Genomic DNA, 24,426 nt, shown 5'->3' on the forward strand with positions numbered 1-24,426 from the left:
CAATGGCCGACGATCCCAAGACATTGGTTTCAACCGACTGGTTGGCTCAGCACCTGAAAGACCCCGACCTGCGCATCTTGGATGCCTCGTGGTATCTGCCCGACGCCGGGCGCGACCCGAAGGCCGAATATGACGCCGCCCATATCCCCGGGGCACGGTTCTTTGACATCGACGACATTTCGGACGGACGCTCGGACCTGCCGCATATGGCCCCGCCGATTGAGAAATTCATGTCCCGCCTGCGCGCCATGGGCGTGGGCGATGGGCATCAGGTGGTGGTCTATGACGGGGCGGGGCTGATGTCGGCCGCGCGGGTCTGGTGGCTGTTCCGCCTGATGGGGCAAGAGAATATCGCCGTGCTGGATGGTGGCTTTCCGAAGTGGCAGGCCGAAGGCCGCCCCACCGAAGACATGCCGCCCGTCCCCCGCGACCGCCATATGACCGTGCGCTTCCAGAACCAACTGGTGCGCGATGTGACGCAGGTGGCCCATGCCTCGAAACTCGGCGATCCGCAGATCGTCGACGCCCGCGCGGCCGCCCGCTTCCGCGGTGACGCGCCCGAGCCCCGCGAAGGGCTGCGCGCCGGTCACATCCCCGGCGCGCGCAATGTGCCCTTCACCGAACTGCTCAATGACGACAAGACGATGAAATCCCCCGAACAGACCCGCGCCATTTTCGAAGCGGCGGGCGTGGACCTCGCCAAACCCGTCATCACCTCCTGCGGCTCTGGCATCACCGCCGCCGTTCTGGCGCTGGCGCTGGAGCGGATGGGGCATCGCAAATGGGCGCTTTATGATGGCTCCTGGGCGGAATGGGGGATGTTCCCCACCGTGCCCGTCGCCACCGGCGCGGCCTAACCTTTTTCAGATCACTTCCAACCGGAGACCCCCATGTTCGAGACGCTCAAGGCCCAACCGGCAGACAAGATCCTCGCCCTTGTGCAAGCCTACCGCGAAGACCCGCGCGACACGAAAATCGACCTTGGCGTCGGCGTTTACAAAGACGCCAGCGGCAACACCCCGGTGATGCGCGCCGTCAAGGCCGCCGAGCAGCGCATCTGGGAAAGCCAGGACACCAAGGTCTATACCGGGCTGGCCGGTGATCCGGCCTATGCCGACGCCATGGCCGCCCTTGTGCTGGGCGATGCCGTGCCGCGCAGTTCCGTGGCCGCCGCCGCCACCCCCGGCGGCACCGGCGCGGTGCGGCAGGCCTTTGAACTGGTCCGCATGGCGAACCCCGAAGCGCGCGTCTTCGTGTCGGACCCGACATGGCCGAACCACCTGTCGATCCTGTCCTATCTCGGGATGGAAGTGGTGAACTACCGCTATTTCGACAGCGAGACCGGCGGCGTGCACTTTGACGGGATGATCGAAGACCTCAAGACCGCCAAGAAAGGCGATGTGGTGCTGCTGCACGGCTGCTGCCACAACCCGACCGGCGCGAACCTTAACAGCAGTGAGTGGGACGCGGTGATCGAAGTGCTGCAGAACACCGGTGCCGTGCCGATGATCGACATCGCCTATCAGGGCTTTGGCGACGGGCTCGAAGCCGATGCCGCCGCCACCCGCAAAGTGGCCGCTTCACTGCCCGAATGTCTGATCGCGGCAAGTTGCTCGAAGAATTTCGGCATCTACCGCGAGCGCACCGGCATTCTGATGATGGTGACCTCGGAAGCCGCGCAGGGGCTGAACCAAGCCACGCTGGCCTTCCTCAACCGCCAGAACTACAGCTTCCCGCCCGACCACGGCGCGCGGATCGTCTCGACCATCCTGACCGATGACGAACTCAAAGCCGACTGGATGGCCGAGCTGGAAGACGTTCGCAACGCCATGCTCGGCCTGCGCGAGCAATTGGCGGGCGAATTGCAGAAACTCTCCGGCTCGGACCGCTTTGGCTTCCTCGCCCAGCACCGGGGCATGTTCTCGCGGCTTGGCACCACGCCAGACAAGGTCGACGCGCTGCGCGAGAAACATGGAATCTATATGGTCGGCGACAGCCGCATGAACATCGCGGGGCTGAACCGCGACAGCGTGCCGATCCTTGCCCGCGCGATCATTGACGTTGGCATCTGACCCAAACGCCCGGGCGCCATCGCGCGGCCGGGCGCCCCTTAGCGGCGGCGACGCCCGCCGCTCTTTTCCTGCCCTCACATTGCCTTCTTTGCGACCAAGTGGAGACAGAACTTGGTTCATAATCCGTGATTGGTTAACATCACGTTAAGACAGCATATTTGAAGGCAAAGCAATTTTGAGCGCCCCCCCTCCCTGCATCTCATTTGATGTGTCCCTCCCCGCCGTGCAGCTGGTCATCGTGACCGTTCTGCTCGTCGTGGCCTTGGGGTTCTGGGTGCGCAGCCACAGCAGCTTGCCGGGCAAACATTGGTTCTTGCTCTCGAATGCCGCCATGGTCTGGTGGCTCGTCGCGGTCGGGCTCGAACTCTCGGCGCAGTCGGTCGGCTGTGCCATGGGGGTGGCGCAGGGTGCCTGGATCGGGATCGTCCTGCTGCCGACCTTCTGGGCCTTTTTCCTTTATGAATACGCCCTTGGCGCCAAAGTGCCGCGCAGGGTCGTTCTTGGCGCGGTCTTCTGCGCGCCGGCCCTTATTATGTCGGCGGCGCTCACCACGGCCTGGCATCATGCCTTCTACGGGCCTGCCACGCGGTTCGTGACCGACGGGGGCGCGCCCTATGTCGATTACGATCACGGCCCGCTGTTCTTTGCCACGGTGAGCTATCTATACCTCGTCCTTATGGCCGCGATTGTCATCACCGGGCGCGCGGTTCTCAAGGCAACCCCAGCGGTGCGCAGCTTCTTTCTCAAGCTCTTCGCAGGGACGCTCATTCCGATCGTGGTGAACCTGTCCTATCTGATCGGTGATGTTCACTTCCTCGGCTCCGACCCCACGTCCTTCTCCTTTGCCCTCTCGCTAATGCTGGTGGCCTGGCTGATTGCCGACAACCGCTGGGTCGACGTCAACGCCATTGCCCGCGAATTACTGTTCTACAATGCCACGGACCCGGTTCTCATCCTCGATCCGGGCGGCAATATGATCGAAGCCAATCCGGCAGCGGCAGATCTGCTGAAAGAGAACGCCGCCCCGGGCCGGTCGCAACTGCAAGACGGCGCGCTTGGTCAATTGGTCACCCATCTTGTGGATCACAAGAGCCTGCCGGATGTGACCGACATTCAACTGGGCAAACGCCATTTCGCCGTGCGGGCGCATGTGATCTCGCTGGGGGAGGGGCAAAAGAAGCTGGGCTGGGCGGTGGCGCTGCTGGATGTCACCACCCAGAAGATCGCGGCGCAGAAGGCCATCGCGGCAGAACAGATGCAGTCTCAATTCCTCGCCACGGTCAGCCATGAGCTGCGCACCCCGCTTACCGTGATCAATGGCTCGCTGGGGCTGCTGGCCAATGGCGCTGCCAATATGACCGAGGCCCAGCGCAACCACCTCATGGCCCGCGCCACCTGCAATACGGCCGCGCTGACCAAACTGGTGAATGATCTGATCGACACCCAAAGCCTGAGCAATGCCGAATTCCGCATGCAGTTCGCCGAATGTGATCTGACAAATATCGTGGTGACGGCAACAGCCAATGCCGAGGCGCTGCAGCCCCAGAAGAACATCAAATTCACCTATCCCCCCGCCAAGAACCCGTTGATGGTGCGGGCGGATGGCGACAGGCTGGGCCAGGTTCTGGGCAATGTGCTGTCAAACGCGGTGAAGTTTTCCGACCCCGGTGGCACGGTGGAGGTTGCTTTGGGCCGCGGCGACGGACAGGCGCTGATCACTGTGACCGATGCCGGCTGTGGCATTCCGCCCAATTCGGAGACCAAGGTTTTCGCCCCGTTTTCCCAGCTTGACGGGTCAGACACGAAAACCGCCTATGGCAGCGGTCTGGGCCTGCATATCTCGCGCCAGATCATGGACCGGCATGGCGGCAGCATCCGCTATGACAGCGCCCCCGGGGTCGGCACGACTTTCACCATCGCCCTGCCCTTGGCCGCCTGACGGACCACCCGGCCCCCGAAGGGCCGGGCAGAGCCAAACCTAGCCCTTGGCAAATTCGGGATAGGCTTCCATGCCCAGTTCGGACATGTCGAGCCCGGCAATCTCGGCGTCTTCGCTGACGCGGATGCCGAGGCTGGCCTTCAGGACACTCCAGACCAGCAGGCTGGCGACAAAGACGAAGAGCCCCACCGCGCCGAAACCCGCGATCTGGGTGATAAAGGATGTCCCTTCGGTATAGACCGGCACCACCAGCGTGCCCCAGAAACCTGCGATCAGATGCACCGGGATCGCGCCGACCACATCGTCGATCTTGAGCCTGTCGAGCATGGGCACGGCAAAGACCACGATCCCCCCGCCCACGGCACCGATCCAAAGCGCGCCGAACAGGGTCGGGTCCAGCGGCCCGGCGGTGATCGATACCAGCCCCGCCAGCGCGCCGTTGAGCACCATCGTCAGGTCAACCTTCTTAAACAGCGCCTGCGTCAGCAGCAGCGCCGCCAGGGCGCCGGCGGCAGCGGCCATATTGGTATTGGCAAAGATCTGCGCCACCGCATCCGCATCTGCGATCGTGCCCATCGCCAGTTGCGACGCCCCGTTAAAGCCGAACCAGCCGAGCCAGAGGATGAATGTCCCCAAAGTGGCCAGCGCGAGGTTGGAGCCGGGCATTGGGATCACCCGGCCATCCCGGCTGTATTTCCCCAGACGCGGCCCCAGCACGATGGCCCCGGCAAGTGCGGCAAAGCCCCCCGCCGCATGCACAAGCGTCGATCCCGCGAAATCGCTGAACCCCATGGCCGACAAAAAGCCCCCGCCCCACTGCCAAGCGGCCCCGATCGGGTAGATCAGCCCGGTGAGCACCGTGACGAAGATGAAAAACGGCCAAAGCTTGATCCGCTCGGCCAGCGCGCCGGAGACGATAGAGGCCGTGGTGGCGCAGAACATCATCTGGAAAAAGAAGTCCGACGCGTTGGAATAGCCGCCGGCGTCGATCTCAGACTTGATGTCCTTGGGGCCGATGCTGCCCAGAACCCCCTCGATGATCCAATTGCCCTCGCCGGGATACATGATGTTGTAGCCGATCAGCCAATACATGACCGCCGCGATGGCAAAGAGGCCGATGTTCTTGGTCAGCTGCGTGGTCACATTCTTGCTGCGCACCAGCCCCGCCTCCAACATGGCGAAACCGGCGGCCATCCAGAACACCAGAAACCCGCCGATCAGAAACAGCAGCGTGTTGAAGATGAAGGTGGTGTCGGCCAAGGGCGCAAATTCGGGCTCCTGCGCGAGCGCAAGGCCGGGCAACACACTTAGCCCTGTGGCAAGGGGAAGGGTCAAACTGGGTTTCATCGGATCATGTCCTATCTGCGGATCGAAAAAGCAAAATGCAGCCGCAATCAGGCGACGCAGACCCAAGAGAGACGAAACCGACGATGGATTGCACAGTTTTGACGCCGAAAGCGCCCCCGGCGCCGGGGCCGCGCCCAAAATTTCGGCGGTGCGACAAAACCGCCCAAAAATTAATCAGACAATTGATGCCGATTGCGAAATGTGGCGCTAAACAATCCGGCGCAGGCAGTTTATGGTGTCGCAAAACAGGCCGGGCAGCAAATTTATGAGTGACAAATCCAAGCGCAAACGTCCCTTGGTGGCTGACAAGCGCTATGCGGGTAAGGCCAAACCCAAACCACGCAAGCAAACCAAACCCCAAAAGCGCAAAGCCGCGCCCGCGCGGCGCAAGGCGACCCGGAGCAGACGGCCCCGGCGCGGCGGCATCCTGGGGTTCTTCGCGGCGGTGGCGCGGTGGTTCTGGCGGCTGCTCTGGACGATCACCTGGCGGCTTGGTCTGGTGGCCGGTCTCGCGCTCGCGCTGGCGGTGGGCTATACCTATACCACGCTCCCCCCGCTGGAGGATCTGCTCGACGGGCGGGCCCGGGGGTCGGTCACCATGCTGGACCGCGAGGGCGATGTCTTTGCCTGGCGCGGCGATCAGTTTGGCGGCGTTGTGACGGCGGAATCGGTGTCCAAACACCTGCGGAACGCCGTCATCGCGACCGAGGACAAACGGTTTTACAATCACTTCGGTGTCAGCCCGCGCGGCATCGCCTCGGCGGTGCGCATCAACCTCAGCGAAGGGCGCGGCCCCTTGCAGGGCCATGGCGGTTCCACCATCACGCAACAGACGGCCAAGCTGCTCTGTCTGGGCGAGCCCTACGACCCAAGCTCGGGGCTGACGGAAAAGGAATATGAGGCCGATTGCCGCCGTTCATCGCTGGGCCGCAAGGCGAAAGAAGCCCTCTTTGCCCTCGCGATGGAGCTGAAATACAGCAAGAACGACATTCTGTCGGTCTATCTCAACCGCGCCTATATGGGCGGCGGCGCCTATGGGGCCGAAGCCGCAGCGCAGCGGTTCTTTGGCAAACCCTCTTCGGCCCTGTCCCCCGCCGAGGGGGCGATGCTGGCCGGGCTCTTGACCGCGCCAACCACCCTGTCGCCCACCAACAACCTTGACCGCTCGCAAAGCCGCGCGGCCACGGTGATCCGGCTGATGGAAGACCAAGGCTATCTGACCGCCGCACAGGCGGATGACGCCATCGCCAACCCCGCGCAGCTCTCGGAGGCGGCAGAGGCGGAAGCGGGCGGCTATTTCGCCGATTGGGTGATGTCCTCGGGGCCGGAGTTCTTTACCCGCAACACCACCGAGGATGTCATCATCAAGACCACCCTCGACCAGCGCATTCAACGCGCTGCAGAAGAAGGGCTGAAATGGGTTTTCGAGAACAAGGTCAAACCCGGCTCGAAAGCGCAGGCGGCGATTGTCGTCATGTCGGCGGATGGTGCGGTGCGCGCCCTGGTCGGCGGGCGCAAGACCAAGGTCGCAGGCGCCTTCAACCGTGCCACACAGGCCATGCGCCAGACCGGCTCTGCCTTCAAACCCTTCATCTATGCGGCGGCCCTCGATCTGGGGTATTCGCCCAATGATCTCATCGTCGATGAACCCTATTGCATCAAGATTCCCGGCTCCGGCGAATGGTGCCCCAAGAACTACACCAAGCGTTTCAGAGGCCCGGTGACGCTGACCGACGCGCTGAAAAACTCGCTGAACATCCCGGCGGTCAAAGTCTCGGAAAGTGTTGGCCGCGAGGTCGTGAGTTCTGTGGCCTCGCAGTTTGGCATCAAGAGCGATCTGGCCGCGGGACCGGCGCTTGCGCTTGGCGCGTCCGAGAGCACGCTGCTGGAGATGACGGGCGCCTATGCGGGGATCCTCAATGGCGGGTCTTCCGTGACGCCCTACGGGCTCATTGATCTGCGCCTCTTGGGCGAAACGGAGCCTCTGATGGGCACCGGCGGCGGGATCAACGAGCGGGTCATCCAGGAAGATGCGGCACGGCAGTTGGTCTATATGATGGAAAAGGTGATCTCTGAAGGCACCGGCCAGCGCGCCAAGTTTGGCGGGCGTCAACTGGCGGGCAAGACCGGCACCACCTCGGCCAATAAGGATGCGTGGTTCGTTGGTTTCTCTGCCGATTACGTGGCCGGGGTCTGGATGGGCTATGACGACAATACGCCGCTCACCGGGGTCACCGGCGGCGGGCTGCCGGCGGAGATCTGGCGTGAGACCATGCGCCGCGTGCACGATGGGCTGCCGGTCAAGGATCTGCCGATGATGGCCCCCGCGCCCCCCAGCAATCTCGGTGAGGCCCAGCCCGCCCCGCCCACGCCACAGCCCCGGCAAGGCGGTGGCGGTGCGGACAATGTGATCGACCGGGTGTTGCGCGACATCTTTGGCAGCAACAGCGGCGGCGACGGTGCCGCCGCCCCGGCCCCCACCTTCCTTGACCGCTAGCGGCGCAAGCGTGGGAAAAACCAGCCATGGCAACGGGACGTTAAAGTAACTATGCCTTTAACAGAGGCATGGGGCGCGCAGCAGGCTTGCGCCGTGGACAGTGTCAAGAGGATTCAATGAAAACTGAAGTGGTAAAGAGAGGCGCAGCCGAGCTGCGTCGCGTCCGCAATCGTAGTCGCGGGCTTTATTGGGCCGTGGCCCTGTTCAGCCTATTTGCCAATCTGCTGATGCTGACCGGGCCGCTCTATATGCTTCAGGTCTATGACCGGGTGCTGGGCTCCGGGTCCGAGGAGACGCTGATCGCGCTCTCGGTGCTGGTGGTCTTTCTCTATGCGGTGATGGGCGTCTTGGATTACACCCGGGGCCGCATCATGGCCCGCGTCGGTGCGCGGTTTCAATCCGATCTCGACCGGCGGGTATTCGATGCGGTGGTGCGCAAATCTGCCGTTGCCCCGGATCTCAGAACCAACGCCGGGCTGGCCGATCTTGAAGCGGTGCAGCGTCTGATGACCTCGCCCGTGCTGATGGCCGCATTCGACGCGCCCTGGACCCCGATCTTCTTTGCCGCGATCTTTCTGTTCCATCCGATGCTGGGCTGGCTGGCAGTGGGCGGCGCGCTGGTGCTGGTGGCGATCACCGTGGCCAATCAACTGCTGTCGCGCGAAAGTCAGGCGCAGGCCGGGGTGGCCGGACAGGCAGCCGGGGCGATGTCGGATCAGATCCGGGTTGAGGCTGAAATGGTGCAGGCGATGGGCATGCGCGACGCGGCTTTCACCCGCTGGCAGCAAACGCGGGGCCGCGCCTTGGCGCAGCAGCTGCGCGCCACGGATGTGGGCGGCACCTTCTCGGCCATGACCAAGACGCTGCGGCTGTTCTTGCAATCGGCCATGCTGGGGCTCGGCGCTTGGCTGGTGTTGAAAAACCAGATGACCCCCGGCGCCATGATCGCCGGCTCGATCCTGCTGGGCCGCGCGCTGGCCCCGGTGGAACTGGCGCTGAACCAATGGCCCGTGGTGCAACGCGGGCGTCTGGGATGGGCCAATCTGGCCGAGCTTCTGGGCGCGGTAAGCGAGGAATCTGCCCGCACCACCCTGCCCCGGCCCAAGGCCCGGCTGACCGCCAAGGGGCTGACCGTCGTGGCCCCGGGCGAAAAGCAAGCCGCGTTGAAATCCCTGTCCTTTCAGGTCGAACCGGGTCAGGCTGTCGGGGTGATCGGCCCCTCGGGCGCAGGCAAATCCACCTTGGCGCGGACCCTGACCGGGGTCTGGGCGCCCGCAGGTGGCGCGGTGCGGCTCGATGGGGCGGCACTGGAGCATTACGGCACGGAAACACTGGGCCGCCATATCGGTTATCTGCCGCAGCGGGTGCAGCTGTTTGACGGCACGATTGCGGAAAACATCGCACGGCTATCGCCAAACCCGGATGATGCCAAAGTGGTCAAAGCCGCCAGAATGGCGGCAGCGCATGAGATGATCTTGGAACTGCCCGATGGTTATGACACGCAAATTCGCGCCGGTCAGGTGCGGCTGTCGGGCGGCCAGATGCAGCGCATCGGGCTGGCCCGTGCGCTTTATGATGATCCGGTGATCGTGGTCTTGGACGAGCCAAACTCGAACCTTGACAACATCGGCAGCCAAGCGTTGAACCACGCGATCCGCCAGATGAAAGCCAGCGGCCGTTCGGTCCTGATCATGGCACATCGCCCGGCGGCGATTCAGGAATGCGACACGCTTTTGGTGCTCGACGGCGGCATGCGCATGGCCTTTGGCCCCAAGGATGAGGTGCTTGCAGGGATGGTAAAGAACCACCGTGAGATCCAACAGGCTCCGGCCCATTCGGGGGGCGTGGTATGAGCGCGGACCGCAAAAGCTACACGGCCACCCGGCCGCTTGTCCTGGGTTTCGTCGGGCTGCTGGTGCTCTTCGGCGGTTTCGGCACCTGGGCGGTGACCAGCCAGATATCAGGCGCGGTCGTGGCCTCTGGCCGGATCGAGGTCGACCGCAACCGCCAGATCGTCCAGCATGAGACCGGCGGCGTGGTCGCCGAGATCCTTGTGGATGAGGGCGACTCTGTGCAGGCGGGCGACACCCTGCTGCAACTGGACGCGCAGCAGTTGACCTCGCAACTGGCGATCGTCGAAGGGCAGCTTTTCGAATTGATGGCCCGGCGCGGCCGGCTCGACGCGCAGCGCGATGAGGCCGACAGCATCGACTTTGACGCCGAGCTTATCGCAGCCGGGGAAGCGGACCCGGACGTGCAGGAGCTGATGAAAGGCCAGCGCAACCTGTTTGAGGCGCGCCGCGTGTCCGTCGCGCAGGAACTGGACCAACTGGCCAAACGCAGTTTGCAAATCGGGGCGCAGATCGAAGGCGTGGCGTCGCAGGAAACCGCCCTCGCGCGGCAGTTGGAACTGATCGAAGAAGAGCTTGGCAACCAGCAATCGCTGCTCGACCGGGGGCTGACCCAATCCTCTGCCGTACTGACCCTGCAACGCGAGCAAGCGCGCCTGCGCGGCCAGATCGGGGAATTATCCGCGCAGAAGGCCCAGCTGCAAGAACGCGTGACCGAGATCGACATCGAGCGGCTCAAACTGGGCTCCGCCGGGCGCGAAGAGGCCATCACAAGGCTGCGTGACCTGCGCTACCGCGAATTGGAACTGGCCGAACAACGCCGCGCCCTGCTGGCCGAGATTGACCGGCTTGATATCCGCGCCCCGGTCTCGGGGGTGATCTACGCCATGCAGGTGCAAACCCCGCGTTCGGTGGTGCGGGCGGCAGAGCCGCTGATGTATCTTGTCCCGCAAGACCGCCCGCTGGTGATTGCCGCGCGGGTGCAGACGATCCATGTCGATCAGGTCGCGGTCGGGCAGGACGTGAACCTGCGTCTTTCGGCGCTGAACCAGCGCACCACCCCCGAATTGGTGGGCCGGGTGCTGCAGGTCTCTGCCGATGCGATCGAGGATGAGGCCACAGGCCAGCCCTATTACCGGGCCGAGATTGCCCTGAACCCCGGCGAGACAGAGAAGCTCGCCGAAGGCACGGTCCTCTTGCCCGGCATGCCGGTGGAGGCGTTTATCCGCACCGGGGACCGCTCTCCGATGGCCTATCTCGTCAAACCGATGGCGGATTACTTCGCCCGCGCCTTCCGCGAAAGCTGATGGCGCGGCCCGGGGGGCTTTTCCTTCGGGCGCGGGGCGGCTAGCGTCGCGTCATGGTTCGAAGTTAAAGGAATAACCCCATGTCACTGACCGCCCGCCTCGCAGATCTTGGCATCACCCTGCCCGACGCCCCCGCCCCGGCGGCGAACTATGTGCCCTTCGTGGTCACCGGCAACACGGTTTACGTCTCGGGCCAGATCTCCAACGGGCCAGAGGGGCTGATCACCGGGCGGCTGGGCGACAGCATGGATGTTGACGCGGGCGCGGCGGCGGCAAAGACCTGTGCGCTGAGCCTGCTGGCGCAGGTGCGGGCCGCCTGTGACGGCGATCTCGACCGGCTGAAACGGGTGGTCAAACTGACCGGTTTCGTAAACTCCACCGCGGAGTTCACCGAGCAGCCCAAGGTGATCAATGGCGCCTCAGACTTCATGGTCGAAGCGCTCGGAGACGTGGGCCGCCACGCCCGCTCCGCCGTCTCGGCGGCATCGCTGCCCATGGGTGTCGCGGTTGAGATCGAAGGCATTTTCGAGATCGAATGACCCTGCCGGCCGCCTTTCTGCGCCAACCGCTCGCGCATCGCGCCTTGCATGACCTGTCATGCGGGCGGCCGGAAAACAGCCGCGCGGCGATCCGCGCGGCGATTGATGCCGGTTTCGGCATCGAGATCGACCTGCAGCTGAGCGCCGACGGCCAAGCCATGGTGTTTCACGACTATGCGCTCGACCGGCTGACGCCAGAAAAAGGCGCGATCCGGCTGCGCAGCGCGGCGGAACTCTCCGTGATCCCGCTCATCGGTGGGGAGGAGACCATCCCCAGCCTGCCCGAGGTGCTGGACCTCATCGCGGGCCAAGTGCCGCTGCTGGTGGAGTTCAAGGATCAAGACGGCGGCATGGGGCCAGACATCGGCGCGCTGGAAGCCGCTGCCGCCGAGGTGTTGGCCAGCTATCCCGGCCCGCTTGCCGTAATGTCCTTCAACCCGCATGCGGTGCGCGAACTGGCCCGGCTCTTGCCCAATGTCCCGCGCGGGCTGACCACCAGCGCCTTTCGCTACAGCGATTGGCCCCCTGCCCCGGAAAACCTGTGACCGGCTGCGGGAAATCCCCGATTATGCCGCGAGCGAAGCCTGTTTCATCAGCCATGAGGCAGAGGACCTCGCCCGCCCCCGCGTGGGCGAATTGAAACGGGGTGGTGCTGCCGTGCTTTGCTGGACGATCGGCAGCGCGGCAGAGGAAAAGACCGCCCGGCAGGTGGCGCAGAACATCACCTTCGAGGGCTATCTGCCGCAGCGCCCTTGATCCGCAGGCCACAGGCCACACATAGGACGCGAGGCAGGCAAGATACCATGAGCGCAGAAGAAATCGAGATTACGGTGGTGCCCGACTTGGCCCAGATCGGCCAGCCGGACTGGGACGCCTGCGCCTGCCCCGAGGCCGCAGGCGGGCCAGCGCCCCCGCGACCCTTTCACCACCTATCGCTTCCTTTCGGCCTTGGAACGCAGCGGCTCTGTCGGCCCCGGTACGGGCTGGCAGCCGCAGTATCTGGCGGCCCGCATCGCCGGACAGGTGATCGCCGTGGCACCGATGTATGCCAAATCGCACAGTCAGGGCGAATATATCTTCGACCACAGTTGGGCCCCCACGCCTACCAGCGCGCAGGCGGGCGCTATTACCCCAAGCTGCAGATCGCCGTGCCCCATACGCCTGCCACCGGGCGGCGTTTCCTGCTGCGGCCCGGCTTTGAAAAGGCGGGTATGGCGGCCTTGATACAGGGCGCGGTTCAACTGACCGACAATAACGCGCTGTCCTCGCTGCATGTCACCTTTTGCACCGGCGAAGAGGCCCGGCGCGCGCAGGATTTCGGGCTGATGACCCGCAAGAGCCAGCAGTTTCACTGGCACAATCAGGGCTATGCCGATTTCGACGGTTTCCTTGCCAGCCTGTCGTCGCGCAAACGCAAGAATATCCGCAAGGAACGCGCCCAGGCGCAGGGCTTCGGCGGCAGCATTCACACCTTTACCGGGGATCAGATTGCGCCCGAGCATTGGGACGCCTTCTGGCAATTCTACCAAGACACCGGCGCGCGGAAATGGGGCTCGCCCTATCTCACGCGCGCGTTCTTCGAGCACGCGCAGGAAGACCTGCGCGATGACATCGCACTGGTGCTGGCCGAGCGTGACGGGCGTTGGGTGGCCGGGGCGCTGAACTTCATCGGCGCCGATACGCTTTATGGCCGCTATTGGGGCTGCACCGAACACCACCCGTTCCTGCATTTCGAATTGTGCTATTATCAGGCCATGGACTTTGCCATCGCCCAGGGCCTTGGCCGGGTCGAGGCCGGCGCACAGGGCGAACACAAGCTCGCCCGCGGCTATCTGCCCAGCCCCACATGGTCGCTGCATTGGATGCGCGATCCGGGCTTTGCCGCAGCGGTGGGCGAATATCTGCAAGCCGAAGCCGAAGGCCGTGGACGAGGAAATCAGCGTGTTGACCGGACTATGGCCCCTTCAAGAAAACCGAGATCGAGGAACAGGAATGACCGAGAGATTGAGCCCAGAAACCCGCAAGACCCTTTTGCAACCCCTCTTCGATACCGGCTGGGAAATGGCCGAGCGGCGCGACGCCCTCCATAAAACTTTCAAGTTCCATGATTTCGCGGATGCCTTTGGCTGGATGACACGGGTGGCAATCTGGGCGGAAAAATGGAATCACCATCCCGAATGGCGTAACGTTTACAATCGTGTAACGGTAACGCTCATCACACATGACGTGGACGGGCTGAGTTCGCTCGATGCGAAACTGGCGCGCAAGATGGATGGTCTCTTTGGGGCCGAGAAAGACTGACGGAGAGACCGAATGGAAGACTTGTTTGCAACGGAACTGTGGCAGGGTAAAACCCTCGCCGATCTGCTGACGCTGGAGTTTCTGGTCAGCGCCGCGGGGTCGGTGATTGGCGCGATCGTGATCCTGCTGCTGGGCTGGATCATTTCAAGCTGGCTGCAACACCGGGTCGAGAACCTCGGCAAGCGGCACAAACATCTCGACGAGATGCTGTTCGAGTTCCTTGCCTCCATCGTGCGCTATGTGGTGCTGGGCTTTACGGTTCTCTTTGTGCTCAACACCTTTGGGGTCAAGACGACCTCGGTCGTGGCGGTCATCGGTGCGGCAGGTCTGGCGATTGGTCTGGCCTTGCAGGGCACCCTGTCCAATGTCGCCGCGGGCGTCATGCTGATCCTGTTCCGCCCCATCAAGATCGGTGATTTTGTCGAAATCGCCAGCGAAATGGGCACCGTCAAACAGATCAACCTGAACTACACGGTGCTGGCCGATCTCAGCAACGTGCAGGTGATCGTGCCGAACTCCGAAGTCTGGGGGCAATGTCATTACCAATTATTCCGTCAACCCGACCCGCCGCGCGGAATGGACCTTTGGCGTCGGCTATGGCGCCAACCTCAAGACCGCCGAAGAGATCATCCGCAGCACGATCATGGCCGACGAACGCGCCCATAGCGATCCTGAACCCTTCATTCAGGTGAACAACCTCAACGACAGTTCCGTCGATTTCCTCGTGCGGGTCTGGTGCAGCGCCGACGATTATTTCACCTTCAAGGCCGATATGACCCGCAGGGTCAAAGAGGCGCTGGACGCAGGCGGGGTCGATATTCCCTTCCCCACCCGCACCATTTTGCAAGCGGCCGAATAAGGCAGCCCCCGCCCCGCCGCACCCCACGCGCCCGGCCTGATCCGCCGGGCGCCCGCGTTTTACATGTTCTCCAGCAGGGCCTCGCCGCCCGAAACCTCGCAGACACCGGGGTTTTCCTCTGGCTGCCAAAGCGTAACCTTGCCGTCTTCCACCAACATCGCATAGCGTTTGGAACGTGCGACCAACCCGGCAGGGGCGGCGTCAAAATCCATGCCGATGGCGCGGGTGAATGCGCTGTCGGCATCCGCCAGCATGGTGATCCCGGCCTCGGTTGCACCGGTCGCCGCGCCCCAGGCCTTCATCACAAAGGGATCATTGCAGGAAATGCAGATCACCTCATCCACGCCCTTGGCGTCGAACTGATCCTTGCTGCGTATAAAGCTCGGCACATGGGCCGAATGGCAGGTCGGGGTGAACGCCCCCGGCACCGCAAAGATCACCACCTTGCGCCCTTTGACCTTATCGGCCAATTGCACCTGCTCCGGCCCCTCGGCGCCCATTTGCACCAATGTTGCATCCGGCAGTGTGTCCCCTTGTGAAATCGCCATGGTTTGCCTCTCCTGTCATTGTGGTTGTCTTGGCCCCAGATATAGGCTTTGACCGGATCTGAGACCAGATCAATCGGGGATGACAGATGCAGCATGTGGTGGTGATTGGGGCCGGACAGGCGGGGGCGTCCTGCGTGGCCAAACTGCGCAACAGCGGCTTTAACGGTAAGATCACGCTGATCGGCGCCGAACCCTGCCCCCCTTACCAGCGCCCCCCGCTGTCGAAAGGCTACCTGCTGGGCGATATGACCCTTGAGCGGCTGTTTCTGCGGCCTGCATCCTTCTACGCGGATCAGAACATCACGCTGATGACCAATTGCCATGTGACGGCGATTGATCCGACAGCCCAAAGCATTACAACCACGAATGGCCCCCTTTCCTATGACGAACTGGTGCTCACCACCGGCTCCACCCCGCGCCGCCTCCCCGCAGCCATGGGCGGCAGCTTGAAAGGCGTCTTCACCGTGCGCGACCTTGCGGATGTGGATGCCATGGCACCGCGGTTCACCGCCGGGGCCAGGGTGCTGATCGTCGGCGGCGGCTATATCGGGCTCGAGGCCGCGGCCGTCGCCGCCAAACTGGGGCTCAAGGTCACGCTTATCGAGATGGCCGACCGCATTCTACAACGTGTCGCCGCCCCCGAAACGAGTGATTTCTTCCGCGCCCTTCATGAAAGCCACGGCGTCACCCTGCGCGAAGGTGTCGGGTTGGAGCGGCTGCTGGGCCAAGACCATGTCACCGGCGCCCGGCTCAGCGACGGCAGTGAGGTTGCCGCCGATTTCGTCATCACCGGCGTCGGTATCGACCCTGACACCACATTGGCCAGCGCCGCCGGGCTCGACATCGACAATGGCATCGCGGTCGATGCCCAGGGCCGCAGCAGCGCGCCGCATATCTGGGCCGCGGGAGATTGCACCTCCTTCCCCTACCGCGGCAGCCGCATCCGTTTGGAAAGCGTGCCAAACGCGATCGATCAGGCCGAATGTGTCGCCGAAAACATCCTCGGCGCCGGCAAGGACTATGTCGCCAAACCCTGGTTCTGGTCGGATCAATACGACGTCAAACTGCAGATCGCCGGCCTCAATACAGGCTATGACCATGTGGTCAGCCGCCGCGACGCCAGCAGCACTTCTTTCTGGTATTTCAAGGGCAGCACATTGCTCGCCGTGGACGCCATGAACGACCCGCGCGGCTATATGGTCGGCAAACGGCTCATTGAGGCGGGTAAATCCCCCGACCCTGCCTTGGTCGCGGCCCCCGAAACCGATCTCAAAACACTTCTCAAATCATGAGGATCATCGCCGGCACATACCGCGGCCGACCGCTTGCCTCGGTGGGCAAAGGCGATACCGCCGCGCATCTGCGCCCCACGTCAGACCGCGTCCGCGAAAGCCTCTTCTCCATGCTCACCCATCACGACGTGATTGAAAACGCCCGGGTGCTAGACCTCTTCGCCGGAACCGGCGCCTTGGGGTTCGAAGCCCTCTCGCGCGGCGCCGACACGGTCTGCTTTGTGGAAAATGGACGGACCGGGCAACGGCTGATCGCCCAGAATATGGAAACTCTGCACTGCGGCGCGGCCTGCATATTGAACCGCGGCGACGCCACCAAACTCGGCAACTGCCCGACGCCGCCCTTTGATCTGGTGTTCCTTGATCCGCCCTATGGCAAATCCATGGGCCAGAAAGCCCTCACCGCCGCCGCGACAGGCGGCTGGCTCGCCCCTGACGCCACGGTCATCTGGGAGGAAAATGCCCCCATGACCGCACCCGCGGGCTTCACCAGGCTCGACAGGCGCAAATATGGCGACACGCATGTGACGCTGCTGCGCCACGGCGACGCCTAGTCCTTCCTTCATCCTTTCTTAAATACCCGCGGGGGCGCAGCCAAAGGCTGCGGGGGCAGCGCCCCCAAAGGCGCAGCCCTCTGCCCAAGGCGCAGCCCTTCAACTGCGCGCGTAGACGTCCTCATAGCGAATGATATCATCCTCGCCGAGATAGGACCCGGTCTGAACCTCAATCAACACCATCGGCACTTTGCCGGGGTTTTCCATCCGGTGTACCGCGCCCAGAGGGATGTAGACCGATTGGTTTTCGGTCACCAGTTTCACCTCATCATCAACAGTCACCTTGGCCGTGCCTTCGACCACGATCCAATGTTCGGAGCGGTGATGATGGCTTTGCAGCGACAGGGCCGCGCCGGGGTGGACGTGAATGCGTTTGACCTGGAAACGGCGGCCCACCGCTAGGCTTTCAAAGAACCCCCAAGGCCGGTGATCTTTGGGAAAGGAGGTCGCCTGTTTGGCCCCCTTTTGCTTGAGCGCGGCCACGGCTTTCTTGACCTCCTGCGCGCGGGAGGAATCGGCCACCAGCACCGCGTCGGGCATCGCGACGGCAATGATATTGTCCAACCCAATGCCCACGACCTCAAGGTTCTCATCCTCGGAGCGCAGCAAAGTGTTGCGGCATTCAATCGCCGTGGCCTCGCCATATGTGGCAACGCCCTGATCATCCTGGGCAACCTCACGCCAAACGGCATCCCAGCCGCCCAGATCAGACCAGCCGGCGGCAAAGGGAATGACCGATAGGTTGCTTGCCTTCTCCATCACCGCATAATCGATCGAGATATCTTCGGCCTGCGCCCAATGTTCCGGCGCCAGACGCAGGAACCCCAGATCGGGCTGGCCTTGGTCCACAGCGGCTTGCACCGGCGGGACCAGATCAGGCGCATGGGCGCGGAAGGCCTCAAGGATCGCGCGCACGGAGAACAGGAAAATGCCGGCGTTCCAGAGGTAATTTCCCGCTTTCACCATTTCTTCGGCCCGAGCCGCTTCGGGTTTTTCGATAAACCGCTCAAGCTTCTGCGGCGCTGCCGTCCCCGCGTCCGGTGCTTCGGCCAGTTCCAGATAGCCGTAGCCGGTTTCCGCATGGGTTGGGGTGATGCCGAAAGTCACCAATTGCCCGGCCCGGGCGGCCTCGGCCCCCGCTGCCATCGTGGCGACAAAAGCCTCGGCATCCGGCACCACGTGATCGGACGGCGCCACCAGCATCAAGCCATCGGGATCGGTCTTTTCCAACCACAAAGCCGCCGCAAGGATCGCCGGCGCCGTGTTGCGCCCCTCCGGCTCAATCAGGATCGCACCGGGGGAAATGCCAACTTCGGTCAATTGCTCGGCAACGATGAACCGGAAATCCGAATTGGTCAGCACCAGCGGCGAGGCGAAACTTTCCCCCGACAAGCGCTGTGCTGAGGCTTGGAACAGCGTCGTTTCGCCTAGCAGGGGCACGAATTGCTTGGGATAGGATTTGCGGGACAAGGGCCAAAGCCGTGTCCCGGAGCCACCGCATAGAAGAATAGGTGTGATCATAATTGGTTGTCCCCGAAAACGCTGTGTCTATGAAATTGGCCTAGATAACTACTTATTGCCGGCAGCATACCAGTCCCCGCCGTCTCGCCTATACCCCCTTCCGCACACGCGTTTTTCGCTTGCGGTTGCAGCCCTGCGCGAAAAGAGGCACACTTTCTGATACTGTGGCGGTTGCCGATATTGAGCACTATTCTCGATTACCTCAAACTACCTTTTCACGCGACACAACGATCATTACCGGAGCCACCCATGGCCGCCCCCCCCGGACCCCAGAGAAAGCTTTTTCGCACCTACAAGCGCAGCTTGACGCGCTGTCCATGCGGGAGCATACTCACGTGACTGCGGGCCATGCGAACTTGGGGGATGAGTTGAGCTAGCGCATTTGCTCACATTCGCTGCGGTTCACGGCCCCGCTGTGACGTCTGCGCTCGGCCCTGACAGGCCGCAGATCCTCATAACCGCTGATCGACATCTCCTTCAGAACCAGCGCCCCACAGCAGATAGGCGAAAGGGCACCAGACCGATATCGCCGCCGCCATAGCTGTAGGCGCGCAGCCGCCATCCGCCGCCACCATAGGGGCACACGGTCAGCCCCCGCGCCAGCGCATCCAGCTGGGCCAGATTAGCCCCGCCAATCGGGGTTGCGATCGAGGCCATATGGGTCTGCTCATAGGGGTCTGTGAAAGGGGCCGGATAGATATGGTCGGCGTCCGCGTTAGGCGCCGAACTGTCGAAATAGGCAATATGGCTGCATATCTGCGTGCCATCAGCAAAGCGCACGAAATCGCCATTCGCATTGCGCCCCCGTTCGATCACCGCGCCGGTGGGCTGCCCGGCTGCTTCGCTGACTGTCCCGATCAGATTGCCCGGCCCGTAAGCATAATCTGCCCGCGCCAAACGGCCTGCGGTGGTGTCCGTGGGGCTGGATTGCACCGCAGCGCCGCTCATGTGGCCGCTGGAGGCGTCAACCACCAGGGCCTCGGTCCAGGTGCTTCCGTCTTGGCTGACTTTCAGATGAAAATCCGTGTCCCCTGTCAGGCCAAGCTCCGCATGGCCCGTCCAGCCCGATTGATAGAGCAACGCGCCGGTCTCGCCCGCGGCGGCCTTGTTGATCGTCAGCCGATGTCCCGCGCCGCTGTGGCTGAACAGCGCGCCGTCGGAGGCGACGGCCAAACGGTTCGTCATATCTGCCGCCGTGCCGACCCCGACGCGGCTTACATTATCGAGCTCTGGCGACCAGACCTCCCACACCCCGTTCTGCCAGAACAGAATCCGCCCGCCCGTTGCGTCCCAGCCGCACCAGCCTTCTTGCGGCATCAGGAAACGCCAGCCCGGGGCGACCCATTGCGCAAGCATCCCCGCTTGGCCGGACCACGCCCCCGTTGGGGCCGGCCCAAGCGCATGGACTTCCCCCGGGGTTGGAACGGCCGGCGGCGTTTCGCTGTCCACCCCGGCCAGGACCAATTGGGTCAGCGCATCGAGCATCTGAATCGCTTCATTATGGGTCACATGTTTCTGCGCCTGCGATGGGGCGATCATCGGAAGACCCAGATGGGCTGTCGTATCGGTCATGGCATCCTCATGAAAAACCAACTCGGCCCGGTGATATGCAACTGGAATTAACCGGAGATAAGCGCGGCGTGCTTTACCATTCGTTAACCCACCGCGGCGGAAGCCATGTGACCCCGTCAAAAAGCCCGCTCCCCCGCAACTCGGGAATTGCCAATTCCGCGCGACTGCGCTATGCGCAACACATCGGTCGGGCTGTAGCGCAGCCTGGTAGCGCACCTGCTTCGGGAGCAGGGGGTCGGAGGTTCGAATCCTCTCAGCCCGACCAAATTCGTCTCAATGTTTTTACTTTGTCGCGTCAGTGTCAGACCGATGCCGCTACAGGGCCACGATAGGCGCTGCTGTCTAGGGCACCTGCTGGCATTAGGTCAGCTCAATCGGAAGCAAGCGCGCCTCCGCCAGCTCTGCCGGATGCCGCTTTTGACTTTGGTAGAATCTCCGCTGATTGGCGTGATCAAGAACCGAAACATGAGGCATCAGCACCTCTAATGGATCGCAGGCAAGGACGCTGAGATTGTCGAACGCCGGTTCCGGCGACGCTTCAAGCAATCCAGGTTCTTGCAGCGTGAATTTGATGAAATGCGCTTTTCGTTTGGCTAAGTTTTCAGCTGCCCATAGCACGGCGAGACTTAACAACCTGTTGCCGGAGCCGGTACTCACCCCCCCTAACGCAAAACCGCCGCAGCATTTCTGCTGCGGCGGTTTTGTTTATGGGTATCGTAATGAGAGATACTGTTTTTCAGGAACTTATTAGGTTTGGCGATGACCTACTCTCCCACGTCTTAAGACGCAGTACCATCGGCGCTACGGCACTTAACGGCTGGGTTCGGGATGGGACCAGGTGTTTTGCTCGCGCTATGATCACCAAACCGAATAAATTCCTGTTCCAAGTCGAGTACGACTGATTGTATGTGTATGCTTTTGATCAGCTTAAGCAGTCTTGCTTCTACTGGATCAAATCAAGCCTATCGAGCAATTAGTACCAGTCAACTGAACGTGTTACCACGCTTACATCTCTGGCCTATCGACGAGATGGTCTATCTCGGCTCTCAGGGATACCTTGTTTTGAGGGGGGCTTCCCGCTTAGATGCCTTCAGCGGTTATCCTGTCCGATCATAGCTACCCAGCACTGCTATTGGCATAACAACTGGTCCACCAGTGGATCGTTCACCCCGGTCCTCTCGTACTAGGGGCAACTCCTCTCAAGTATCCTACACCCACGGAAGATAGGGACCGAACTGTCTCACGACGTTCTAAACCCAGCTCACGTACCTCTTTAAACGGCGAACAGCCGTACCCTTGGGACCTGCTCCAGCCCCAGGATGAGATGAGCCGACATCGAGGTGCCAAACACTGCCGTCGATATGGACTCTTGGGCAGTATCAGCCTGTTATCCCCGGCGTACCTTTTATCCGTTGAGCGATGGCCCTCCCACTTGGGACCACCGGATCACTATGGCCGTCTTTCGACTCTGCTCGACTTGTCAGTCTCGCAGTCAGGCTGGCTTCTGCCATTGCACTCAACGAGCGATTTCCGACCGCTCTGAGCCAACCTTCGCGCGCCTCCGTTACGATTTAGGAGGCGACCGCCCCAGTCAAACTACCCGCCACACAGGGTCCCGGAACCGGATAACGGTCCGCGGTTAGACATCAAGCAGAACAAGGGTGGTATCTCAAGGGAGGCTCCACCGAGACTGGCGTCTCGGTTTCAAAGCCCACCACCTATCCTGCACATGTTCGGCCTAATGCCAGTGTGAAGCTGTAGTAAAGGTGCACGGGGTCTTTCCGTCTAACCGCGGGTAACCGGCATCTTGACCGGTAATTCAATTTCGCTGAGTCTATGTTGGAGACAGCGGGGAAGTCGTTACGCCATTCGTGCAGGTCGGAACTTACCCGACAAGGAATTTCGCTACCTTAGGACCGTTATAGTTACGGCCGCCGTTTACCTGGGCTTCAATTCAGAGCTCTCACTCCTCCTTTTAACCTTCAGGCACCGGGCAGGCGTCAGACCCTATACGTCGTCTTGCGACTTCGCAGAGCCCTGTGTTTTTAATAAACAGTCGCCACCCCCTGGTTTGTGCCCCCAGCCCCTAGTTGCCTAGGAACCGGGCCTCCTTCTCGCGAACTTACGGAGGTATTTTGCCGAGTTCCTTCAACATAGTTCTCTCAAGCGCCTTGGTATTCTCTACCTGTCCACCTGTGTCGGTTTAGGGTACGATCTAGCGATGGAGCTATTTCCAGGGACCGCTCAGCAGCCCATCCAATCCGATAAGGATGAACTACCCCTGCGATCCGTCACTTCCATCTGGCCCAGGAATATTAACCTGGTTCCCATCGACTACGCCTTTCGGCCTCGCCTTAGGGGTCGGCTTACCCTGCTCAGATTAGCTTTAAGCAGGAACCCTTGGACTTTCGGCGAGAGTGTCTCTCACACTCTTTGTCGCTACTCATGTCATCATTCTCACTAGTGATCTCTCCACCGGATCGCTCACGCGCCGGCTTCACAGAAAGCTTCTTGTGTCCAGTACCACGGTCCGGTTGGGGTAAACCAATCGAACTGGGTGGTTAAGGACACATGAAACTATGTCACACTACGCTCTGCTACCATGCAATAAATGCATCCTAAGCTTCGGCTCATGGCTTGAGCCCCGTTACATCTTCGCCGCAAGACAACTTATTTAGACCAGTGAGCTGTTACGCTATCTTTAAAGGATGGCTGCTTCTAAGCCAACCTCCTGGTTGTTTTGGTCGTCTCACCTGCTTTCCCACTTAGCCATGAATTAGGGGCCTTAGCTGTAGGTTAGGGTTGTTTCCCTCTCCACGACGGACGTTAGCATTCGCCGTGTGTCTGCCGACTAGTACTCCTCGGTATTCGGAGTTTGGTTAGGATCAGTAAGCCTGTGGGGCCCCATTACCCATCCAGTGCTCTACCCCCGAGGGTATTCGGTCGACGCTCTACCTAAATAGATTTCGCAGAGAACCAGCTATCTCCGAGTTTGATTGGCCTTTCACCCCTAGGCACAGCTCATCCCGATCTTTTTCAACAGATGTGGGTTCGGTCCTCCAATAAGTGTTACCTTATCTTCAACCTGGCCATGCCTAGATCACTCGGTTTCGGGTCTGATCCCACGAACTCGACGCCCTATTAAGACTCGCTTTCGCTGCGCCTACACCTAACGGCTTAAGCTTGCTCGTGAGACCAAGTCGATGACCCATTATACAAAAGGTACGCTGTCACATCGCAAGGATGCTCCAACTGATTGTAGGCGTTCGGTTTCAGGTACTGTTTCACTCCCCTCGTCGGGGTGCTTTTCACCTTTCCCTCACGGTACTGGTTCACTATCGGTCAGTAAGGAGTACTTAGCCTTCGAAGGTGGTCCTCCGATCTTCAGACAGGATTTCACGTGTCCCGCCCTACTTAATACGTCCAATCATGCTTCTTATACGGGACTATCACCCACTTTGGTTGCGCATTCCAACGCATTCTAATCACAGTCATGGCTCGGCTGGTCCCCGTTCGCTCGCCGCTACTAGGGGAGTATCATATTGATTTCCTTTCCTCCGGGTACTTAGATGTTTCAGTTCCCCGGGTTTGCCTTTTTAAGCCTATATATTCAGCCTAAAAATACCTGTTTTACCTCATTATTAACTGCGCCGCTGCAGGCCCCAGTGCCGATCCGAAGGATCGGTGTACCGACCAAAGGTCGGCGCGGAGCGTACATATTGCGAAGCAATAATAACAAAGTATCAGGTGGGTTGCCCCATTCAGAGATCCATGGATCAAAGCTTATTCTCAGCTCCCCATGGCTTATCGCAGAGTATCACGTCTTTCATCGCCTCTTACTGCCAAGGCATTCACCAAACGCCCTTTTCGCGCTTGATTTGATCCAGAAAAAGCAAGACTTGGCGTCTCGCGCGAAGATCAGAAGCTGGTAAGAAACTGATCCTCTTATTCTGCATCAAAAGCATACTTTACCCGCCCAGACTGTCGTCTGGACAATGAGCGATGCAGATAGCGAACCCTCCGTGCAGGAGGCCGCGTCATCGCTCTGGTTAGTGTACTTGACTTGGACAACATATTCGTTTCAGCCGCGATATGTTTGAATGACCGAGGAAGCAGTCATCAAACACCGGCCCTTGATAGGGCAGCAACTGAGATCATCCCCTCACGCGGGGCGATCAAACATGTTGTTAGTATCTCTCTTTACGATGTCAATTCGTCTGAAGGACGA

Annotated in this window: 15 protein-coding genes, 1 tRNA gene, 2 rRNA genes and 3 pseudogenes; 14 read left to right on the plus strand and 7 right to left on the minus strand. The window is 61.5% G+C overall.

Features of this window, described 5'->3' with window-relative positions; genetic code table 11:
* Positions 1 to 2 precede the first annotated feature (2 nt).
* From sseA to AB4M76_RS02405, 3 genes are all read left to right on the plus strand, one after another.
* Positions 3 to 857 (plus strand): 3-mercaptopyruvate sulfurtransferase, encoded by an 855-nt coding sequence (gene sseA, locus AB4M76_RS02395; protein ID WP_368440211.1) that lies wholly within the window; start codon positions 3 to 5, stop codon positions 855 to 857.
* Positions 858 to 890: 33 nt separating this feature from the next.
* Entirely contained in the window at positions 891 to 2,072 is a 1,182-nt protein-coding gene (locus AB4M76_RS02400; protein WP_368440212.1) for an aromatic amino acid transaminase, read from the plus strand.
* Between the two features lie 175 nt (positions 2,073 to 2,247).
* Positions 2,248 to 4,011: a histidine kinase N-terminal 7TM domain-containing protein gene (locus AB4M76_RS02405; protein ID WP_368440213.1), complete on the plus strand. Its 1,764-nt coding sequence runs from the start codon at positions 2,248 to 2,250 to the stop codon at positions 4,009 to 4,011.
* Between the two features lie 39 nt (positions 4,012 to 4,050).
* Here AB4M76_RS02405 and amt read toward each other — a convergent pair whose 3' ends face one another.
* On the minus strand, positions 4,051 to 5,358 hold the full coding sequence (gene amt / locus AB4M76_RS02410; protein WP_368440214.1) for an ammonium transporter: 1,308 nt from the start codon (positions 5,356 to 5,358) through the stop codon (positions 4,051 to 4,053).
* Between the two features lie 265 nt (positions 5,359 to 5,623).
* Between amt and AB4M76_RS02415 the strand changes: the two genes are divergently transcribed.
* The 8 genes and pseudogenes from AB4M76_RS02415 (at position 5,624) to AB4M76_RS02450 (ending at position 14,711) form a co-directional block, all read left to right on the plus strand.
* Complete coding sequence (locus AB4M76_RS02415; protein ID WP_368440215.1) at positions 5,624 to 7,855, plus strand: transglycosylase domain-containing protein; 2,232 nt, start codon at positions 5,624 to 5,626, stop codon at positions 7,853 to 7,855.
* A 116-nt stretch (positions 7,856 to 7,971) separates the two neighbouring features.
* Complete coding sequence (locus tag AB4M76_RS02420; RefSeq protein WP_368440216.1) at positions 7,972 to 9,708, plus strand: type I secretion system permease/ATPase; 1,737 nt, start codon at positions 7,972 to 7,974, stop codon at positions 9,706 to 9,708.
* On the plus strand, positions 9,705 to 11,012 hold the full coding sequence (locus tag AB4M76_RS02425; protein ID WP_368440217.1) for an HlyD family type I secretion periplasmic adaptor subunit: 1,308 nt from the start codon (positions 9,705 to 9,707) through the stop codon (positions 11,010 to 11,012). The genes AB4M76_RS02420 and AB4M76_RS02425 overlap by 4 nt, the downstream gene beginning before the upstream one ends.
* 80 nt (positions 11,013 to 11,092) lie before the next feature.
* Positions 11,093 to 11,551, plus strand: coding sequence for a RidA family protein (locus AB4M76_RS02430; protein ID WP_368440218.1), 459 nt, complete (start codon positions 11,093 to 11,095; stop codon positions 11,549 to 11,551).
* Positions 11,548 to 12,307, plus strand: a pseudogene (locus AB4M76_RS02435) (glycerophosphodiester phosphodiesterase family protein). The gene AB4M76_RS02430 and the pseudogene AB4M76_RS02435 overlap by 4 nt, the downstream one beginning before the upstream one ends.
* Positions 12,308 to 12,354: 47 nt before the next feature.
* Positions 12,355 to 13,547 (plus strand): annotated as a pseudogene (locus AB4M76_RS02440) (GNAT family N-acetyltransferase).
* Positions 13,544 to 13,852: a 4a-hydroxytetrahydrobiopterin dehydratase gene (locus tag AB4M76_RS02445; protein WP_368440219.1), complete on the plus strand. Its 309-nt coding sequence runs from the start codon at positions 13,544 to 13,546 to the stop codon at positions 13,850 to 13,852. The pseudogene AB4M76_RS02440 and the gene AB4M76_RS02445 overlap by 4 nt, the downstream one beginning before the upstream one ends.
* Positions 13,853 to 13,864: 12 nt before the next feature.
* Positions 13,865 to 14,711, plus strand: a pseudogene (locus tag AB4M76_RS02450) (mechanosensitive ion channel family protein).
* Positions 14,712 to 14,770: 59 nt separating this feature from the next.
* Here the strand turns inward: AB4M76_RS02450 and AB4M76_RS02455 are convergent.
* Complete coding sequence (locus AB4M76_RS02455; protein WP_368440220.1) at positions 14,771 to 15,259, minus strand: peroxiredoxin; 489 nt, start codon at positions 15,257 to 15,259, stop codon at positions 14,771 to 14,773.
* An 86-nt stretch (positions 15,260 to 15,345) separates the two neighbouring features.
* On the opposite strand from AB4M76_RS02455, the gene AB4M76_RS02460 reads away from it, so the two are divergent.
* A complete protein-coding gene (locus AB4M76_RS02460; protein ID WP_368440221.1) occupies positions 15,346 to 16,551 on the plus strand; it encodes an NAD(P)/FAD-dependent oxidoreductase in 1,206 nt (401 codons plus the stop codon).
* Positions 16,548 to 17,105 (plus strand): 16S rRNA (guanine(966)-N(2))-methyltransferase RsmD, encoded by a 558-nt coding sequence (rsmD, locus tag AB4M76_RS02465; RefSeq protein WP_368440222.1) that lies wholly within the window; start codon positions 16,548 to 16,550, stop codon positions 17,103 to 17,105. The genes AB4M76_RS02460 and rsmD overlap by 4 nt, the downstream gene beginning before the upstream one ends.
* Positions 17,106 to 17,204: 99 nt before the next feature.
* Here rsmD and AB4M76_RS02470 read toward each other — a convergent pair whose 3' ends face one another.
* Positions 17,205 to 18,626 carry a mannose-1-phosphate guanylyltransferase/mannose-6-phosphate isomerase gene (locus AB4M76_RS02470; RefSeq protein ID WP_368440223.1) on the minus strand — a complete coding sequence of 474 codons (1,422 nt, stop codon included), beginning with the start codon at positions 18,624 to 18,626 and terminating at the stop codon, positions 17,205 to 17,207.
* Between the two features lie 477 nt (positions 18,627 to 19,103).
* The gene (locus tag AB4M76_RS02475; protein WP_368440224.1) at positions 19,104 to 20,198 is read right to left on the minus strand and encodes a DUF2793 domain-containing protein; all 1,095 of its coding nucleotides are present in this window, start codon (positions 20,196 to 20,198) and stop codon (positions 19,104 to 19,106) included.
* 188 nt (positions 20,199 to 20,386) lie between these two features.
* On the opposite strand from AB4M76_RS02475, the gene AB4M76_RS02480 reads away from it, so the two are divergent.
* Positions 20,387 to 20,463, plus strand: a tRNA-Pro gene (locus AB4M76_RS02480).
* A 95-nt stretch (positions 20,464 to 20,558) separates the two neighbouring features.
* On the opposite strand, the gene AB4M76_RS02485 is transcribed toward AB4M76_RS02480, so the two are convergent.
* The 3 genes from AB4M76_RS02485 to AB4M76_RS02495 form a co-directional block, all read right to left on the minus strand.
* The gene (locus AB4M76_RS02485; protein ID WP_368440225.1) at positions 20,559 to 20,855 is read right to left on the minus strand and encodes a hypothetical protein; all 297 of its coding nucleotides are present in this window, start codon (positions 20,853 to 20,855) and stop codon (positions 20,559 to 20,561) included.
* Between the two features lie 94 nt (positions 20,856 to 20,949).
* Positions 20,950 to 21,064: ribosomal RNA gene (gene rrf, locus AB4M76_RS02490) — 5S ribosomal RNA — on the minus strand.
* Between the two features lie 86 nt (positions 21,065 to 21,150).
* Positions 21,151 to 24,077, minus strand: a 23S ribosomal RNA gene (locus AB4M76_RS02495).
* Positions 24,078 to 24,426 lie beyond the last annotated feature (349 nt).

The organism is Sulfitobacter sp. PS-8MA (genome assembly GCF_040933935.1).
Classification (GTDB): Bacteria; Pseudomonadota; Alphaproteobacteria; order Rhodobacterales; family Rhodobacteraceae; genus Sulfitobacter.

Bases quoted from the DNA above. Each gene is read 5' to 3' on its own strand.
- AB4M76_RS02415 (WP_368440215.1), top strand. From the start codon at position 5,624: ATGAGTGACAAATCCAAGCGCAAACGTCCCTTGGTGGCTGACAAGCGC.
- amt (WP_368440214.1), bottom strand. From the start codon at position 5,358: ATGAAACCCAGTTTGACCCTTCCCCTTGCCACAGGGCTAAGTGTGTTG.
- AB4M76_RS02445 (WP_368440219.1), top strand. From the start codon at position 13,544: ATGACCGAGAGATTGAGCCCAGAAACCCGCAAGACCCTTTTGCAACCC.
- AB4M76_RS02460 (WP_368440221.1), top strand. From the start codon at position 15,346: ATGCAGCATGTGGTGGTGATTGGGGCCGGACAGGCGGGGGCGTCCTGC.
- sseA (WP_368440211.1), top strand. From the start codon at position 3: ATGGCCGACGATCCCAAGACATTGGTTTCAACCGACTGGTTGGCTCAG.
- AB4M76_RS02475 (WP_368440224.1), bottom strand. From the start codon at position 20,198: ATGACCGATACGACAGCCCATCTGGGTCTTCCGATGATCGCCCCATCG.
- rsmD (WP_368440222.1), top strand. From the start codon at position 16,548: ATGAGGATCATCGCCGGCACATACCGCGGCCGACCGCTTGCCTCGGTG.
- AB4M76_RS02430 (WP_368440218.1), top strand. From the start codon at position 11,093: ATGTCACTGACCGCCCGCCTCGCAGATCTTGGCATCACCCTGCCCGAC.
- AB4M76_RS02400 (WP_368440212.1), top strand. From the start codon at position 891: ATGTTCGAGACGCTCAAGGCCCAACCGGCAGACAAGATCCTCGCCCTT.
- AB4M76_RS02455 (WP_368440220.1), bottom strand. From the start codon at position 15,259: ATGGCGATTTCACAAGGGGACACACTGCCGGATGCAACATTGGTGCAA.
- AB4M76_RS02470 (WP_368440223.1), bottom strand. From the start codon at position 18,626: ATGATCACACCTATTCTTCTATGCGGTGGCTCCGGGACACGGCTTTGG.
- AB4M76_RS02420 (WP_368440216.1), top strand. From the start codon at position 7,972: ATGAAAACTGAAGTGGTAAAGAGAGGCGCAGCCGAGCTGCGTCGCGTC.
- AB4M76_RS02425 (WP_368440217.1), top strand. From the start codon at position 9,705: ATGAGCGCGGACCGCAAAAGCTACACGGCCACCCGGCCGCTTGTCCTG.